This window comes from Streptomyces sp. ML-6, assembly GCF_030116705.1.
Lineage (GTDB): Bacteria > Actinomycetota > Actinomycetes > Streptomycetales > Streptomycetaceae > Streptomyces.
The window spans coordinates 6,840,616-6,856,902 of the sequence record NZ_JAOTIK010000001.1 but is presented as its reverse complement, the minus strand read 5'-3'; the positions used below and the strand labels follow the sequence as shown (position 1 = coordinate 6,856,902).

Sequence of the window (16,287 nt, the reverse complement as noted above, 5' to 3'; positions counted from 1 at the left end):
CGGGCCGTATCAGCGCCGGGGCCGCCGGGGCCTCACGTCAGAAGAAGACCCCGCACCGCAGCAGCACCTTCGCGTACGGCCTCGCCTCCCCCCGTCCGCACCAGCCGGGGCCCAGTCCGGCCAGGGCCCCGGCGAGGTGACGGTTGAGGATTCCGGCCCGCTTCACGGGGCCGGGACTTCCGCCGCGGTCGGGAAGGACGCCTGCGCGCCCTGCCGGGTGACGGCCGCCGCGCCCACCCGCACGGCGAACGCGGCGGCCTCGGCGAGTTCCTCGCCCAGGCCCAGCCGCCAGGCCAGGGCCGCGGTGAACGCGTCGCCCGCCCCGGTCGTGTCCACGGCCTCGACCGCGATGCCCGGCAGGGGCACGACATCGCCCGTGCGGCCGTCCGCGACGAGTGCTCCCGCCGCGCCCAGCGTGATCACGACCGACTTCGGGCCGAGCCCGAGCAGCGCCCGCGCCCACTCCCCCGGTGTGCTGCCCGCGGCCCCGCCCAGGATGTAGCGCGCCTCGTGCTCGTTGACCACCAGCGGGTCGCAGGCGGCCAGCACCCGGTCGGGCAGGGGCGCGGGCGGGGACGGGTTCAGCACCAGCCGGGTTCCGGGCGGCATCGTGGCCACCACCTCGGCGACCGTCTCCAGCGGGATCTCCAGCTGTACGGAGACGACCCGGGCGGCGGCGAGCAGGGAACCGGCCGCCCGGATGTCCTCCGGTGCGAGGCGGGCGTTGGCCCCCGGCGACACCACGATGCTGTTGTCGCCCGAGGGGTCCACGGTGATCAGCGCGACGCCGGTGGGGGCCCCGCCGACGAGCACGCCGTCGGTGTCGACGCCCGACGCCCGCTGGGACTCCAGCAGCAGACGGCCGTGCGCGTCGTCGCCGACCCGGGCCAGCAGGGCCGTCCGGGCCCCGAGGCGGGCGGCGGCGACCGCCTGGTTCCCGCCCTTGCCGCCCGGGTGGACGGCCAGATCGGAGCCGAGGACCGTCTCGCCGGGGGCGGGGCGGCGTTCGACGCCGACGACCAGGTCGGCGTTGGCGGAGCCCACGACCAGCAGGTCGTACCGGTCGTGCTCGCTGTCGTACATGGTTCCTGCTTTCCGTGGTCGGGCACTGCTCGGTGCGCGTTTCCGCCGCCCGGTCGTACTCAGGAGAAGTCGTACTCAGGAGAAGTCGGCGACGTTCTTCCCGGTGACAACCTTGACCGGCACCTTCACCATGTCGTCGATCTTCTCGCCCTCTGCCGCCTTCACCGCGTTCTGCACGGCGATCCGGCCCAGTTCCTTCGGCTGCTGGGCCACCGACGCGTACAGCGTTCCGGCGGCGACCGCCTTCAGGCCGTCCGGGGTTCCGTCGAATCCGACGACGGACACCGACTTCCCGGCCCTGGCGCCGAGTGCCTTGACCGCGCCGAGCGCCATCTCGTCGTTCTCGGCGAAGACCCCGGTGATGCCGGGGTGGGACTGGAACAGGTTGGTCATGACGTCCAGGCCCTTCGTACGGTCGAAGTCCGCCGGCTGCTCGGCCACGACCTCGATGCCCGGGTACGCCTTCAGGCCCTCGGCGAATCCCGCGCCGCGCTCACGGCCGGCCGAGGTTCCGGCCGTTCCCTGCAGGATGACGATGCTGCCCCGGCCGCCGAGCTTCTCGGCCAGTGCCTCGGCGGCGAGCCTGCCGCCCGCGACGTTGTCGGACACCACGAGCGTCGCGGTCCGGGCGCCGTTGACGCCCCGGTCGGCGGCGACCACCAGGATGTCCGCCTTGTCGGCGCCCCGGACGGCGGGGCCCGCGGCGTCCGAGTCCACCGGGTTGACGATGATCGACTTCATGCCCGAGCTCGTGAAGTTCTGGAGCTGGTCGGCCTGTTGCGAGGCGTCGTTCTGCGCGTCGGTGACGGTGAGGTCGGCCCCGGCCTTCTCGACCTCGGCCTGCGCGCCCGCCTTCATCTGTACGAAGAAGGGGTTGTTGAGCGTGGTGAAGTTCCCCTCGCTAGCTAGCCGATGGAAACGATTACACGGCCGGAATCAAGACCCCATCCACTCCCCGAGGCCGGATCGTGACGAGCGCGATGCGGGGCGAGGCAGGGCCGGCCGGGCGGGGCAAGCCGGGGCCGAACGCCTCAGAGCCCCGCCGATCCCCCTCGCCCCGAGGGCGCCATCCGGCCAATTCTTGACGCGCACCTGACATTCATGGGCGTTTCTGGGACCGTCCATGGCACACGCCCGTCCGCACCCACGCCGCGCACGCGGACGAGGCACCGCTCGTCCCCCCACAAGGGCGCGGCACGAAGGAGTGACATGAGGCTCACACCGAAAATCTCATGCGTCGCCGCCCTGGCCGTCGCGGTCGTCGCAGGCGCGTCCACCGCGGCGAGCGCACTGGGCCCCGCGGCCTCGCAGCAGGTCGACGGCAGCATCACCGCCGCGGGCAGCACCTGCACCTGGACCAACGCCACCGCCACCGCGAACCCGCCCACCACCCTGACCATCGACCGCGCCACCATCAACAGCAGCGTGAGCTGCAGTGGCGGTGCGAGCGCCACCCTCAACAACAGCCCGACACTCACCTTCGACGACGCGGCGGGCCTCGCGACGTCGAACCTCATCGACATCACGGTGAAGCAGTCCATCGTCACCTGCAGCTACCGTGCCACGAACGTCGGTTGGACCCGCGACGGCTCCACCCGCAGCTACCAGAACAAGGCGTTCACCGCCTCGAAGAGCTCGGGCAGCTTCCTCTGCCCGGGGTCGATCTCCGCCCCGGCCGGCTCCGCCTCCCTGAACTTCCACTGATCCCCGCGCCTCCACGACGCCGGCCGGGCGTCGCCCCCGGTGAGTTTCCGCCGAAGGCGGCGCCCGGCCCGCAAGGCCGGTCCCGCCGGCTCGGACACGAACCGAGCAACTCGGGACCGGCTCAATCGACTTGAGCACGATCCCGCCGGTTCGGGCACGGTCCCGCCGGAAGGCCCGAACGCTCAGACGGAAGAACCGGTCCGGGCCCGTCGCAGCGCCAGGGCGGCCAGGGCGGCGGGGGCTTCCTCGGGGCCCCGGATGCCCGGGAAGGCGTTGATGTCGACGACGACGGGCTCGCCCTCGCGATCCAGCAGGTCGACGCCGTAGACGTCCAGACCGAACACCTCGCCCGCGCGGAGAGCCGTGTCGGCCCAGGCCCGGGGCAGTTCGCCGACCAGCGGCGCGGACCGGGCGCCGTCCGGCGGGGCCCCCACCGGCGCGGGACGCACCGCCGTGAAGACCCTCCCCGCGATCACCCACACCTTGTGGTCCCAACCGCTGTTCGCGACGTACTCCTGCAGCACGACCGGCTCATCGGGCCACCGGGCGGCGAGTTCCCGCAGTTCGGCCGGACCGTCCGCACGGGCCACCAGGTCGGCGCGCCGGCTGTGCCGGCTCTTGACCATCAGCGGACAGCCGCTCGCGGGCCACTCCGTTCCGGAAAGGACTTCGGACAGCGCGTCCAGGGTCCTGGTGCGGGGCATCGGCAGACCGGCCCCCTCGGCCACCGCGGCGAGCCGGCTCCGGTCCTGGCACAGCTCCGTCGCGGCGGCGGAGTTCACCACCCGGGCGCCGCGCTCCTCCAGGCAACGGGCCAGGGCCAGCGCGCCGGGGGTGTGCGCCTTGAGGAGGTAGGTGTCGGCGAGGTCGTCCGGGGCGACCCGGTCCTGTGCGGGTCCGTCCCCGGAGTCCGGGTCCAGGAACGTCACCCGGTGCCCTTCCCGGACCAGTACGGAGGCGGTGGCGGCGAGCATCGGGTGGTCCGGCTTGTCGGTCAGCAGGCACACCCTCATATCTGGACGACTCCCGGTACGGCCACCGGCATGCCCGCTCCGGGGCCCGGAGCGATCTGCGGGCGGGGCCGGCCGAGGGGGATCTGCAGCCGAGCGGGAACCGGCGGAGCCGGGGCGGGCACGCCCGCGCCTGCGGAGCCGCCGGTCCTGGCCAGCTCGAGAACGGCTCCGGCCACCCGGGTCACCGCGTCGGGCACCCGCCGGAAGCTCGGGAAGTCGTTGATGTCGACGATCACGGGGCCGTCGGGTCCGAGCACCACATCGATGCCGTACAGGTCGAGCCCGAAGACCTTCCCCACCTCCTCCGCCACCGCTGCCACCTCGGCGGACAACGGCACCGGGCCCTCGTCGGCCGGTCCCTCCGGGTGGATCGGGGAGCGTCGCAGGGTCGCGTGGAATTCGCCCGCGAGGCAGTAGACCTTCAGGTCCGTACCGGAGTTGGGCACATGGGGCTGCGCGATCAGCTGGCCCTCGCCCGCCCGCTCCGCCCCGGCCAGTCCCCGGGGGTCCGCCACCAGCCGCACCCCGCGCCCCGAACTGCCGTCGACGGGTTTGACCACCAGGGGGAACAGCTCGTCGGGAACGTCCGCGAACATGGTGGCCCGCGGCGCCGAGTAGGTCACCGGAACCGGCAGCCCGTGCTGCCGCGCAACGACCGAGGTGAGGACCTTGTCGCGCACCGCACGGATCGCCCGCGCGTCGTTCACCGTGGTCAGCCCCACGGCCGCCGCGGCCTCCAGCAGGGCGAGCCCCGGACCGCCGGACACTGTCTTGAGCACCCAGGCGTCGTGGGTGCCCGCCCGCACCTCCTCCGAGACCCGCAACAGCGAACCGCCCGGCCGCATCACGTCCACCTGGTGACCCCACGACGACAATCGCCGGGCCACATCGAGCGGCATGCCGTCATTCCGGTACAGCTCTTCGACGAGGAAGCAGAGCTTCATCCCAACACCCCTCGGCGCCCTCACAGGTGAGGAGGGCGCAACGACGCTCCGCGGTGCTCTGCCGAACACCGCCAAAAGGGCAACGCTACGTCACGCTCACGCCAAAGCTGCGACGGCCAGGTGTTGCTGACACCACGTCGGACCCGAACCTCGCCTCACAGACCACCACCACGCCGTGGGCAGAAAACGCCTGAGAGGTGTCAATTCTGCGCACAAGAGGAGAACCGTGATGGCGTCTTCACCCCGACCCGGTCGGCCATCTCCCCCGGCGCCGCTTCGGTCGGCTCGCCGCCATGCCGGGGGCGCCATGCTGTGGGGCGGCATGCTGTGGGGTGGCATGCTCCCGCCCGCCACACTCCCGGAGCTGCGCGGCCGGATCGCCGACGCCGAGACCACGGAGAGCTGGAACGAACCGCGCCGCAGGCAGCGGGAACGCAGGTGTGCTGCGGAAAGCAGGCTCGAAGCATCACCCGCCCACGGCCTGCCCGCCGAAAACAGAACGGCCGGCCGATCCGACATATTGTCGGATCGACCGGCCGTATCAGGTCGGTTGACCTCTGGTGTCCGAGGGGGGACTTGAACCCCCACGCCCGATAAAGGGCACTAGCACCTCAAGCTAGCGCGTCTGCCATTCCGCCACCCGGACCAGGTGGTCGGCCCCGGTTTCCCGTGGCGACATGGAAAACAATACCAGGGGTTCAGGGTGGCTCTCACCCGCGTTTCCGGTGGTCAGTGCGGTGCGATGGATGCGGACGGCGTATTTCCCCGGCATTCTCCGACATCGAGCACCGTACGCGACCGACTCATCACGGACGGTGCGGGATGCGGGGTGTGAGGGAGCGCTGCCCGGATACAGGTCCGGGCACGGGTACGGGGGCGGGTACGGGGTCGGCTGTGACGCCCCGTGCACGGCGCTGCCCGCGTGCGGTCGCGGCGCCCAAGGGCGGCGACGGTCGCGAGCGCGGCCAGGGGGTGGCGGTGGGTCCGTCCCGCGCCTCGTGCCGGGAGACGGCGGTCATGGCGTAGGTGTGCGCGCTCAGCCCGGCAGCCGCCCCGAGCGCGTCGCGTACGGAATCACGTGCAGGGGCAGGGGTCGGCGCGAAACGGCCGCAGGACACCCGCGCCACCCGTACTACCCCTGCCGTATCACTCTTCGCCGTACCACTCCCCGTGCCGTACGGGGCCGGGGAACGGGACGTCAGTCGCCGCCCCCGAACGCCGCGTCGAACGAGGCGGCGGGCGGCTCGAAGTCGTACCGCTTCAGTGTGGCCAGCGCCTCCGGCGCTCCCACCAGCCGGTCCATCCCGGCGTCCTCCCACTCCACGGAGACCGGCCCCTCGTAGCCGATGGACCGCAGCATCCGGAAGACGTCCTCCCACGGCACGTCGCCGTGCCCGGCGGAGACGAAGTCCCAGCCGCGCCGCGGGTCGCCCCACGGCAGGTGCGAGCCGAGCCGCCCGTTGCGGCCGTCCAGCCGTCTGCGCGCCTCCTTGCAGTCCACGTGGTAGATCCGGTCCCGGAAGTCGTACAGGAAACCGACCGGGTCCAAGTCCTGCCAGACGAAGTGGCTCGGGTCGAAGTTCAGCCCGAACGCCGGCCGGTGGCCGACGGCCTCCAGCGCGCGGTGGGTGGTCCAGTAGTCGTACGCGATCTCGCCGGGATGCACCTCGTGGGCGAACCGCACGCCCTCCGCGTCGAAGACGTCCAGGATCGGGTTCCAGCGCTCGGCGAAGTCCTCGTAGCCCCGCTCGACCATGTGCGGCGGGACCGGCGGGAACATCGCGACCAGGTGCCAGATCGACGAGCCGGTGAAACCGATCACGGTGCGCACCCCGAAGGCGGCGGCCGCCCGTGCGGTGTCCTTGAGCTCCTCGGCCGCCCGGCGGCGCACCCCCTCGGGCTCGCCGTCCCCCCAGATCCGGGCGGGCAGGATCCCCCGGTGCCGCTCGTCGATGGGGTCGTCGCAGACGGCCTGGCCGACGAGGTGGTTGGAGATCGCCCAGCACTTCAGCCCGTACTTGTCGAGCAGTTGCCGCCGGCCGTCCAGGTAACCGGGGTCGGCGAGCGCCTTGTCGACCTCGAAGTGGTCACCCCAGCAGGCGAGTTCGAGTCCGTCGTAGCCGAAGTCCCGGGCGAGCCGGCAGACCTCCTCCAGTGGCAGGTCCGCCCACTGGCCGGTGAAGAGGGTGAAGGAACGGGGCATGAGCGGGCCTCCTAGAGAGCCACGGGGGTGTGTACGGAGTTCTTCGCGGCGCTCTCCTCCACCGCCGCGAGCACCCGCTGCACCTGGAGTCCGTCGGCGAACGACGGTGCGGGGGCGGTGCCTTCGGCGATCGCCCGCACCAGGTCGCGGGCCTGGTGGACGAAGGTGTGCTCGTAGCCGAGGGCGTGTCCGGGCGGCCACCACGCCTCCAGGTAGGGGTGTTGGGGTTCGGTGACGAGGATCCGCCGGAACCCTGCCGTGGTGGCGGGTTCGGTGTGGTCGTGGAAGGCCAGTTCGTTGAGCCGTTCCAGGTCGAAGGCGAGCGAGCCGCGCTCCCCGTTGATCTCCAGCCGCAGCGCGTTCTTCCGTCCGGCCGCCATCCGGGTCGTCTCGAACGAGGCCAGTGCCCCGGAGGCGAGCCGGCCGGTGAACAGGGCCGCGTCGTCGACGGTCACCGCTCCGCGCGCGGCCGGGCCGACGGTGCCGGGAAGTCCGCCCGGCGGGGCCGCGGGCAGCGGCCGTTCGCGTACGAACGTCTCGCTGACCGCCGTCACCCCGACCAGCGGCTCCCCCGCCAGGTACTGGGCCAGGTCCACGAGGTGCGCGCCCAGGTCGCCGAGGGCCCCCGAGCCGGCGCGTTCCCGTTCGAGCCGCCAGGTGAGCGGTGCCTCCGGGTCGACGAGCCAGTCCTGGAGGTAGGCGGCGCGGACGTGCCGCAGGGCGCCGAGCCGCCCCTCGGCGATCAGCCGCCGGGCGTGGGCGATGGCGGGCACCCTGCGGTAGTTGAAGCCCACCATCGCGACCTGGCCGCGTTCCGCCCCGCGCCGGGCCGCCTCGGTCATCGCCTCGGCCTCGGCGACGGTGTTGGCGAGCGGCTTCTCGCACAGCACGTGCTTGCCGGCCTCCAGCGCGGCGACGGCGATCTCGGCGTGGCTGTCGCCGGGGGTGCAGATGTCGACGAGCTGCACGTCGTCCCGGGCGATCAGGGCCCGCCAGTCGGTCTCCGCCGCCGCCCAGCCGTGCCGGGCGGCCGCCGCGTCGACCGCGGTCCGGTCGCGTCCGCAGACCGCGGCGAGCACCGGCCTCATCGGCAGCTCGAAGACGTGTCCCGCGGTGCGCCACCCCTGCGAGTGGGCGGCGCCCATGAACGCGTATCCGACCATGCCGACGCCGAGCACCGGCGGGCTCGTCGTCGGAACGGCCGGGGCCGGCGGCGCTGCGCCCTCCTGATCCGTCTCTTCCCTGCGGGCCATCGGGGCTTCGCGGGCCATCCGGGCTTCCTCCTCGTCGGTCGTTCGGTGGGGGCGGCGGGAGGGGACGGCCCTCCCCCGGGCCGGATCAGCTGAAGCCCGTCGGCAGGTACTGGTCGACGTTGTCCTTGGTGACCACGGCCGAGTAGAGGGTGAGGCTCGTCGGAATCTCCTGCTCGGCCAGTCCGCCGACACCCTTGTTCTGGGCGAGGGCGCGGGCCAGGTCGATGGCGGACGCCGCCATCGTCGGCGGGTAGAGGACGGTGGCCTTCAGGACGCCGTCGTCGGCCTTGATGGCGTCCATCGCGGACTTGGCACCGGCGCCGCCGACCATCAGGAACTCGTCCCGGCCCGCCTGCTGGATGGCGCGCAGCGCGCCCACGCCCTGGTCGTCGTCGTGGTTCCACAGCGCGTCGATCCGCTTCTGCGCCTGGAGGAGCTGGGCCGTCTTCGCCTGGCCCGACTCGACGGTGAACTCGGCCGCCTGACGGGCCACCAGGTCGATGTTGGGGTAGTTCTTCAGCGCGTCGGCGAAGCCCTGGCTGCGCTGCTTGGTGAGTTCCAGGTTGTCGATGCCGGCCAGCTCGACGACCTTGGCGTCCTTCTTGTCCTTGAGCTGTTCGCCGATGTACGTGCCGGCGTTGAGGCCCATGCCGTAGTTGTCGCCGCCGACCCAGCAGCGGTACGCCTGCGGGGAGGCGAAGATCCGGTCCAGGTTGATGACGGGGATGCCCGCCCGCATGGCCTCCAGCCCGACCTGGGTGAGCGCCCTGCCGTCGGCCGGGAGGATGACCAGGACGTCGACCTTCTTGTTGATGAGGGTCTTGACCTGGCCGATCTGGACGGCGGTGTCGTTGGAGCCCTCGGTGGTCTCCAGGGTCACCTCGGAGTACTCGGCCGCCCGCGACTTGGCGTTCTCGTTGATGGCGTTGAGCCAGCCGTGGTCGGCCTGCGGGCCGGCGAAGCCGATGGTGACGGGTCTTCCGGGCTTGCCGTCGGCGGCGGGCACGTTGCTCCTCGCGGCGCCTTCGCTCTTGGGCTCGTTGCTGGTGCAGGCGGTGAGGAGGGCGCCCGCAGAGACGGCGGCGGTACCGAGGAGCAGGCGTCTGCGGCTGGTTTCCGGCATGGCTGTCGAACCCTTCGTCCGGTGCGTGGCTGTCACAGGGGGAACGGGGTGGGGCGGAGGTACGAGTGGGGCGGAGGTACGGGTGGGGCGGGGGCACGGGTGGGGCGGGGCGGATGGGACGGATGGGGCGGGATGTACGGGTGGAGCGGGGCGTCGGGTGGGGCGGGGCGTCGGGTCAGGTCTCGCCGTGCGGCGCCGTGCGGCGCTGGACCAGGACGGCGGCGACGATGATCGCGCCCTTGGCGATCTGCTGGACGTCGCTCTGGAGGTTGTTGAGCGCGAAGATGTTGGTGATGGTGGTGAAGATCAGGACGCCGAGCACGGAGCCGACGATGGTGCCGCGCCCGCCGCTGAGCAGGGTGCCGCCGATGATCGCGGCGGCGATGGCGTCGAGCTCGTACAGGTTGCCGTTGGTGTTCTGTCCCGAGCCGGCCAGGACGATCAGCATGAAGGCGGCGATGCCGCAGCACAGTCCGGAGAGCAGATAGAGCAGGAGCCGCTGCCTGCGCACGTCGATGCCGGCCAGCCTGGCCGCCTCCGCGTTGCCGCCGACCGCGACCGTGCGGCGGCCGAAGGAGGTGCGGTTCAGGACCAGCCAGCCGATCACGGTGACCGCGGCGAACATCAGGACCAGCGGCGGGACGCCGAGGACGTACGAGTCGGGCAGGCCCAGGTCGAGGACCGACTGGACGGTGACCATCTGGGTCCTGCCGTCGGTGATCTGGAGGGCGAGTCCGCGGGCCGAGGCGAGCATGGCCAGCGTCGCGATGAACGGCACCATCCGCCCGTACGCGACGAGCAGACCGTTCACCAGCCCCGCGCAGAGCCCGACGACCAGGGCGGTGAAGGCGATCCCGGCGAAACCGTACTCCTGGGTGGCGACCGTGGTCGCCCAGACGGAGGCCAGCGCGACCATCGCGCCGACCGACAGGTCGATGCCGCCGCCGGTGATGACGAACGTCATCCCGACGGTGACGACGCCGATGACGGACGCCTGGGTCAGGACCAGCTGGAGGTTCCCGGTGTCCAGGAAGGCGTCGGGCTCGGTGATGCCGCCGACGGCGATCAGGGCGGCGAGGACGCCGAGGAGCGAGAGGTTGCGGACGTCGACACGCGGCCGGAAGGCACGTGCGGGTCCGTTCCCCTTCCCGGCGGCGGGGGCCGGGGGCGGGGCGCTCCCCCGGTCCGGCCCGCCCTGCTGCGCCGGGGAAACGGGTTGCGTCATGACGTGGGGCTCCCTTCCATCACCAGGTCGAGTACGCGGTGCTCGTCGAGCTCCCGGGCGTCCGCCGTGTGCACGACGCGGCCCTCGCGGAGCACCAGCACCCGGTCGGCGAGGCCCAGTACCTCGGGCACCTCGCTGGAGACGAGCAGAACGGCGAGGCCCTCGTCGGCCAGTCGGCGGATCACGGCGTACAGCTCGGCGCGGGCCCCCACGTCGACGCCGCGCGTCGGTTCGTCCAGCAGCAGCACCCGGCAGCCGCGCAGCAGCCAGCGGGCCAGGACCGCCTTCTGCTGGTTGCCGCCGGAGAGCGTGCGGACGGGGGTGTCCGGGTCGTCGGGGCGCAGGGAGAGTTCGCGGGTGGCGGCGCGGGCCGCCCGGCGCTCGGCCCGCCGGTCGAGCCAACCGGCCCTGGAGAAGCGGGACATCGAGGAGACGGAGACGTTACGGGTGACGGATTCGAGCATCAGCAGGGCCTGCGTCTTGCGTTCCTCGGGGGCGAGGCCGATCCCGGCGGCGACGGCCGCCCGGACACTGCCGGGTCTCAGCCGCTCGCCGGCCACGACGACCCGGCCTGCGCTCGGCCTGCGGGCGCCGTAGACGGTCTCCAGGATCTCCGAACGCCCCGAGCCGACGAGTCCGGCCAGGCCGACGATCTCCCCCGGTCTCAACTCCAGGTCCACCGGGTCGAATTCGCCTTTCCGCGTCAGTCCCTCGATCCGCAGCACGGGCTCCGCCGCCTCGGCGCGATCCGCCGGGCGCGGCGGGAAGACGTACTCGACGGTGCGGCCGGTCATCATGGCGACGATGTCGTGCGTCGGTGTGGACCTGGCGGGCAGTCCCCCGGCGACGGCACGGCCGTCCTTGAGCACGGTCACCCGGTCGCCGATGCGGCGGATCTCCTCCAGCCGGTGGGAGATGTACACGACGGCGACGCCGTCGGCGGTGAGGGCGGCGACCACGCGGAAGAGGTTGTCCACCTCGTCGGGGTCGAGCGCGGCGGACGGTTCGTCCATCACGATGAGCCGCGCGTCGTGGGAGAGCGCCCGCGCCATGGAAACGATCTGCTGCTGGGCCGCGGACAGTTCGCCGACCGGGCGGGCCGGGTCGATCTCCGGGTGGCCGAGCCGTTCCAGCAGTACGGCGGCGGCCGTGCGGGCCACGCGGGCGCGCACCACGAAGCGGGCGGTGACGGGTTCCCGCCCGAGGAAGACGTTCTCGGCGACCGACAGGCCCTCCACCAGGTCGAGTTCCTGGTAGATGGTGGCGATGCCCAGGCGCATCGCGGCGACGGGCGACTTGAGCGTCACCGGTGCGCCGTGCCAGGTGATCTCGCCGCCGTCGGGTTGGTGGGCCCCGGCGAGCACCTTGATGAGGGTGGACTTCCCGGCGCCGTTCTGCCCGAGGAGACAGTGCACCTCACCGGCCCGGACCTCCAGGTCGACGCCGTCCAGGGCGCGCACTCCGGGGAACGACTTGGTGATGCCGGACATGGTGAGCAGGGGTGGTTCCGGTGCCATGACGAATCCCCTCGGCAAGTGAGGTCTCCCCTGCTCGCGCGCGGCCGGGAGCAGGGGAGGGCCGGTGAGCGGGCAGGGCTGTACCAGGTTCGGTGTAGCGGTGTGGCGGTGTGGCGAGATGTTCCGTTGCTTCGGATGTTTCGGTTGCTTTGGATCGTGGCTGCGATCCGATCGGTGCCGTTCCGGTCCGGTGGTGCTGACGGGCCCCTGGGTCAGGCCGGCGAGAAGAGGTGGTCGCTGATGAGCCGGGCGGCGCCGATCACTCCGGCGGCCGGTCCCAACTCCCCCAGCACGATGGGGAGGTTTTTGGTGGCCAGCGGCAGGGACTGCCGGTAGACCTGGGTCCGGACGCTGGCGAGCAGGGTGTGGCCGAGCCCGGTCACACCGCCGCCGATCACCACCAGGCCGGGGTTGAAGAAGCTGACGAGTCCCGCGATGACCTGGCCGACCCGGTTGCCGCCCTCCCGGATCAGGTCGAGCGAGGTGGCGTCCCCGGCAGCCGCTGCCGCCGCGACGTCGACGGCGGTGAGGCCGCCGGTCGCCGCCAGCCGGGCGGCCAGTTCCGCCGACCGTCCGGTGCGTGCCGCGTCCTCGGCGTCGCGGGCGAGCGTGGCGCCGCCGAAGTGGGCTTCCAGGCATCCCCGATTGCCGCAGGCACAGGCGCGTCCCTCGGGTTCGACCTGGATGTGGCCGATGTCCCCGGCGCTGCCCGTGGTGCCCCGGTGGACCTCTCCGCCGACGACGATGCCGCAGCCGATGCCGGTACCGATCTTGACGCAGAGGAAGTCGCCCACGGAACGGGCGACACCCGCGTGCTGCTCCCCCATCGCCATCAGGTTCACGTCGTTGTCCACCATGACCGGGCAGCCCAGTTCCTGGCTGAGCGCCTCGCGGACCGGGAAGCCGTCCCAGCCGGGCATGATCGGCGGTGCCACCGGTACGCCCTCGGGGAAGCGGACCGGTCCGGGTACGCCGATGCCCGCGCCGTCGAAGCCCTCGGCGAGCCCCGACGCCCGGAGCTCGGCCGCCATGGACAGCGCCTGCTCGAAGACGGCGACGGGCCCCTCGCGTACGTCCATGGGGTGGTTGAGGTGGCCCAGTACCTCCAACTCGGCGTTGGTGACCGCCACATCGACCGATGTGGCACCGATGTCGACGCCGAGGAAGCGCAGTTGCGGGGCGAGCCGGATGTTGTGCGAGCGACGTCCGCCGCGCGAGGCGGCGAGTCCGTCGGCCACGACCAGTCCGGTCTCCAGCAGCCGGTCGACCTCGACGGCGAGCTTGGAGCGGGAGAGGTCGACCTGGTCCCCCAGCTGCGCCCGGGAGTTGGGCCCGCCGTCACGCAACAGCCGGAGCAGTCGCGCCTGATGCGCGTTCGCGGGTCGTGCCGTCATGCGTCTCACGCGCCCCTCCCGCCGCATCGGCCTGTCCGTCGGGCTTTCGAGGGGAACGTAGCAGTGGTTGCCGGGTCCGGGAAGAAGTCGTGCAGGAATCCACGGCATCTTTCTCCACACCGAGGACAAAGAAGTGGGAGGGCGGGACGCGGAAGCGCCCGCCGGTGGCCTCGGTGGGAGGACCGGCGGGCGCCCGGGCCGCGGCGGAAGCGGATCAGCCGCGGCGGATCGGCCTCAGGAGCGGATCAGCAGTTGCGGATCGACCAGACGGGGCTCCAGCTGAAGGCGTGCGGCGAGTTGTCGGAGGGCACGGACTTCAGTGTGTTGCCGTTCTGGTCGTAGAACTTGCTCACGACGCCACCGGTCTGGTTGTTGCGGTAGGCGCCGTCACCCTCCCAGTTGGACAGCGCGTACTTGGCGCACTTGTCCAGCTTGTAGATCTTCCAGGAGTTCTTCGTGGGGTCCCACGTGGAGGTGCACAGGGATCCGCTGGGGCACGAGATGAGCCCCTCCTTGGCGTGGATGTAGGGCGCGGACGGGGAGACCGTCGGCGCCACCGCCGTCGGCGAGAACCGGGCCCCCTCCGGGGCCTTCGGCAGAACCATCATGACGGCGCCGCTGTCCGCGGACGCCCCGGTGTCCGCGGTACCGACGGCCTGGGCCTGGGTGGTGGCGAGGGCCGCCACCACCGAAGCGAGCACCGCGGCCGTACCGAGAGAGATCCTCGTGGTGCGCATGGTCTTCCACTCCTCTGTTTCCGCAGTCGGCATGGGTGTGCCCCGGCCCGCCCCCTGTTCCGGCCGGCCGCGAGCGTCCGCCGGACGCGGAACTCACGGAACGACTGCCGTCGACGCTCCCCCTGGGAATCGCCGCCGGGCCGGTGCACGCGGTGATGATGGCCGCGCCGCTCCGCGCACCACCAACCCTTGCGTCCTGCTGCAACAGTTGGACAACCCGCCGGGAACCGGCCCGCCCGAGGGACGGCTCGTCACCTCAGGATTCCGGCCTGCCGGGCCGCCCTCAGCCAGGACGGGAACTCCGACAGCACCCGGTCGTACAGCTCCTGGTCGGAGACCTGCTCGATGTCGTCGACGGCGAAGAAGCCGACGTTGTCCACCCGGCGGCCCGGCATGGTGTCGAAGCGTTCCAGTACGCCGTACTGCGAGCTGCCGAGGCCGACGAACTGCCAGAACACCGGCTCGTCCGCAGCGGCCCGCAGCTCCTGCTCGATCTCCCTGTTGCGGTGGACCCCGCCGTCCGAGAAGAACAGGACCAGGGTCGGGTCGGGCACCGGATGCGCACGCACATGGGCCCGCACCTCGGCGATGACCTTCTGCTCCTCGTTCTGGATGCCGACGGTGCGCATGTCGATCTGGCCGGGGAGCAGTCCCTTCGGCGGCTTCCTACGGATGAAGCCGCCGCTCTGTCCCACGCGTACGTGCAGTCCGAGCCACTCCGGCAGGTCGCCGACGGCCAGGTCGGGCAGTCGGGCCGGGTTCGTGGCGAACGTCCACGCCTGCATCTCGCCGTCGTCGTCGAGCTGCGCGGCGACGGCCACCATCCGCTCGACGACTCCGGCCACCGTGCCCCGGCGGTAGAGCCCGCCCATCGAGCCCGAGGCGTCCAGGACGATGACGACCCGGGCACGCAGGTCCGCGACGCCGTGCTTGCTCAGGCTGACCAGGACCTGCTGCTTGCGCAGCGACAGCCGCTTGCGCATGTCCACGGGGAGGCGCTCCTCACCCTTGGTGAGCCGGGGCATCGGCCCGGACGAGGGCACGGGCCCGGGAGCGGACGAAGGCATCGGCCCGGACGAGGGCACGGGCCCGGGAGCGGACGAAGGCATCGGCGCGGACGAGGGCACGGGCCCGGGAGCGGACGAAGGCATCGGCGCGGACGAGGGCACGGGCCCGGGAGCGGACGAAGGCATCGGCGCGGACGAGGGCACGGGCCCGGGAGCGGACGAAGGCATCGGCGCGGACGAGGGCACGGGCCCGGGAGCGGACGAAGGCATCGGCGCGGACGAGGGCACGGGCCCGGGAGCGGACGAAGGCATCGGCGCGGACGAGGGCACGGGCCCGGGAGCGGACGAAGGCATCGGCGCGGACGAGGGCACGGGCCCGGGAGCAGACGAAGGCATCGGCGCGGACGAGGGCACGGGCCCGGGAGCAGACGAAGGCATCGGCGCGGACGAGGGCACGGGCCCGGGAGCAGACGAAGGCATCGGCGCGGACGAGGGCACGGGCCCGGGAGCAGACGGAAGCACAGGCCCGGGAGCGGGCGCGGGCTGTTCGTCATCGACGGTGATGCCGAAGTCGGTCGCCAGGCCCGCCAGTCCGCTCGCGTAACCCTGCCCGACCGCCCGGAACTTCCAGCCGCCGTCGCGCCGGTAGAGCTCGCCGCCGATCAGCGCCGTCTCCGGTCCCGCGGACATCTCGAACCGGGCCAGCTCGGTGCCGGACGCCGCGTCGAGCAACCGCAGGTGCAGCCCCGGGACCTGACCGAACGTGCCGCCGTCGGCGGAGGCGCAGAGCGCGACGCGTTCGATGTCGGGCCCCAATGCCCCCGGGCGGACCTCCAGCGTGTCGGCACCGGGCTGTTTGCCGAGGTGCGTCACGGCGCCCGAGGCATGCCGCGGCTGGTTGTAGAAGACGAAGTCGTCGTCGGACCGCACCCGTCCGCCGCGGGTCAGCAGCAGCGCGGAAGCGTCCACGTCCGGCACGCCGGACCCTGTCGACCAGCCGAGCACCGCCCTGACGGCGGCGGCCTCGACCGGCATGTTGGCACCCTTGCTCAGTATCGTCACACCGGCCAGTGTGCCCGCCGTC

General features: G+C 72.3%; 13 protein-coding genes, 1 tRNA gene and 1 pseudogene. 1 reads left to right on the top strand and 14 read right to left on the bottom strand.

What is annotated here, in order from left to right:
* Nucleotides 1-37: 37 nt before the first annotated feature.
* The 3 genes and pseudogenes from OCT49_RS30185 to OCT49_RS30175 form a co-directional block, all read right to left on the bottom strand.
* Entirely contained in the window at nucleotides 38-166 is a 129-nt protein-coding gene (locus OCT49_RS30185; protein ID WP_283854964.1) for a hypothetical protein, read from the bottom strand.
* A complete protein-coding gene (locus OCT49_RS30180) occupies nucleotides 163-1,083 on the bottom strand; it encodes a ribokinase (protein WP_283854963.1) in 921 nt (306 codons plus the stop codon). Before OCT49_RS30180 ends, OCT49_RS30185 begins: the two co-directional genes overlap by 4 nt.
* 75 nt (nucleotides 1,084-1,158) lie before the next feature.
* Nucleotides 1,159-1,977: pseudogene (locus OCT49_RS30175) on the bottom strand (substrate-binding domain-containing protein); the annotation flags it as partial.
* Between the two features lie 315 nt (nucleotides 1,978-2,292).
* Between OCT49_RS30175 and OCT49_RS30170 the strand changes: the two are divergent.
* On the top strand, nucleotides 2,293-2,787 hold the full coding sequence (locus OCT49_RS30170) for a hypothetical protein (RefSeq protein WP_283854962.1): 495 nt from the start codon (nucleotides 2,293-2,295) through the stop codon (nucleotides 2,785-2,787).
* A 182-nt stretch (nucleotides 2,788-2,969) separates the two neighbouring features.
* On the opposite strand, the gene OCT49_RS30165 is transcribed toward OCT49_RS30170, so the two are convergent.
* The 11 genes from OCT49_RS30165 to OCT49_RS30115 all read right to left on the bottom strand — a co-directional run bounded on the left by OCT49_RS30165 (nucleotide 2,970) and on the right by OCT49_RS30115 (nucleotide 16,238).
* Nucleotides 2,970-3,800, bottom strand: coding sequence for an ATP-grasp domain-containing protein (locus OCT49_RS30165; protein ID WP_283854961.1), 831 nt, complete (start codon nucleotides 3,798-3,800; stop codon nucleotides 2,970-2,972).
* Nucleotides 3,797-4,744, bottom strand: coding sequence for an ATP-grasp domain-containing protein (locus OCT49_RS30160; RefSeq protein ID WP_283854960.1), 948 nt, complete (start codon nucleotides 4,742-4,744; stop codon nucleotides 3,797-3,799). Before OCT49_RS30160 ends, OCT49_RS30165 begins: the two co-directional genes overlap by 4 nt.
* A gap of 558 nt (nucleotides 4,745-5,302) precedes the next feature.
* Nucleotides 5,303-5,390, bottom strand: a tRNA-Leu gene (locus OCT49_RS30155).
* Nucleotides 5,391-5,942: 552 nt separating this feature from the next.
* A complete protein-coding gene (locus OCT49_RS30150; protein WP_283854959.1) occupies nucleotides 5,943-6,947 on the bottom strand; it encodes a sugar phosphate isomerase/epimerase family protein in 1,005 nt (334 codons plus the stop codon).
* A gap of 11 nt (nucleotides 6,948-6,958) precedes the next feature.
* Nucleotides 6,959-8,200 carry a Gfo/Idh/MocA family protein gene (locus OCT49_RS30145; protein ID WP_283855991.1) on the bottom strand — a complete coding sequence of 414 codons (1,242 nt, stop codon included), beginning with the start codon at nucleotides 8,198-8,200 and terminating at the stop codon, nucleotides 6,959-6,961.
* Between the two features lie 85 nt (nucleotides 8,201-8,285).
* Nucleotides 8,286-9,323 (bottom strand): substrate-binding domain-containing protein, encoded by a 1,038-nt coding sequence (locus OCT49_RS30140; RefSeq protein ID WP_283854958.1) that lies wholly within the window; start codon nucleotides 9,321-9,323, stop codon nucleotides 8,286-8,288.
* A gap of 175 nt (nucleotides 9,324-9,498) precedes the next feature.
* Nucleotides 9,499-10,548, bottom strand: coding sequence for an ABC transporter permease (locus tag OCT49_RS30135; protein ID WP_283854957.1), 1,050 nt, complete (start codon nucleotides 10,546-10,548; stop codon nucleotides 9,499-9,501).
* Nucleotides 10,545-12,065, bottom strand: coding sequence for a sugar ABC transporter ATP-binding protein (locus OCT49_RS30130; RefSeq protein WP_283854956.1), 1,521 nt, complete (start codon nucleotides 12,063-12,065; stop codon nucleotides 10,545-10,547). Before OCT49_RS30130 ends, OCT49_RS30135 begins: the two co-directional genes overlap by 4 nt.
* Nucleotides 12,066-12,277: 212 nt before the next feature.
* Nucleotides 12,278-13,459: an ROK family transcriptional regulator gene (locus tag OCT49_RS30125; protein WP_283854955.1), complete on the bottom strand. Its 1,182-nt coding sequence runs from the start codon at nucleotides 13,457-13,459 to the stop codon at nucleotides 12,278-12,280.
* A gap of 245 nt (nucleotides 13,460-13,704) precedes the next feature.
* Nucleotides 13,705-14,196, bottom strand: coding sequence for a hypothetical protein (locus OCT49_RS30120; RefSeq protein ID WP_283854954.1), 492 nt, complete (start codon nucleotides 14,194-14,196; stop codon nucleotides 13,705-13,707).
* Between the two features lie 251 nt (nucleotides 14,197-14,447).
* Nucleotides 14,448-16,238: a VWA domain-containing protein gene (locus OCT49_RS30115; RefSeq protein WP_283855990.1), complete on the bottom strand. Its 1,791-nt coding sequence runs from the start codon at nucleotides 16,236-16,238 to the stop codon at nucleotides 14,448-14,450.
* Between the last annotated feature and the right edge of the window lie 49 nt (nucleotides 16,239-16,287).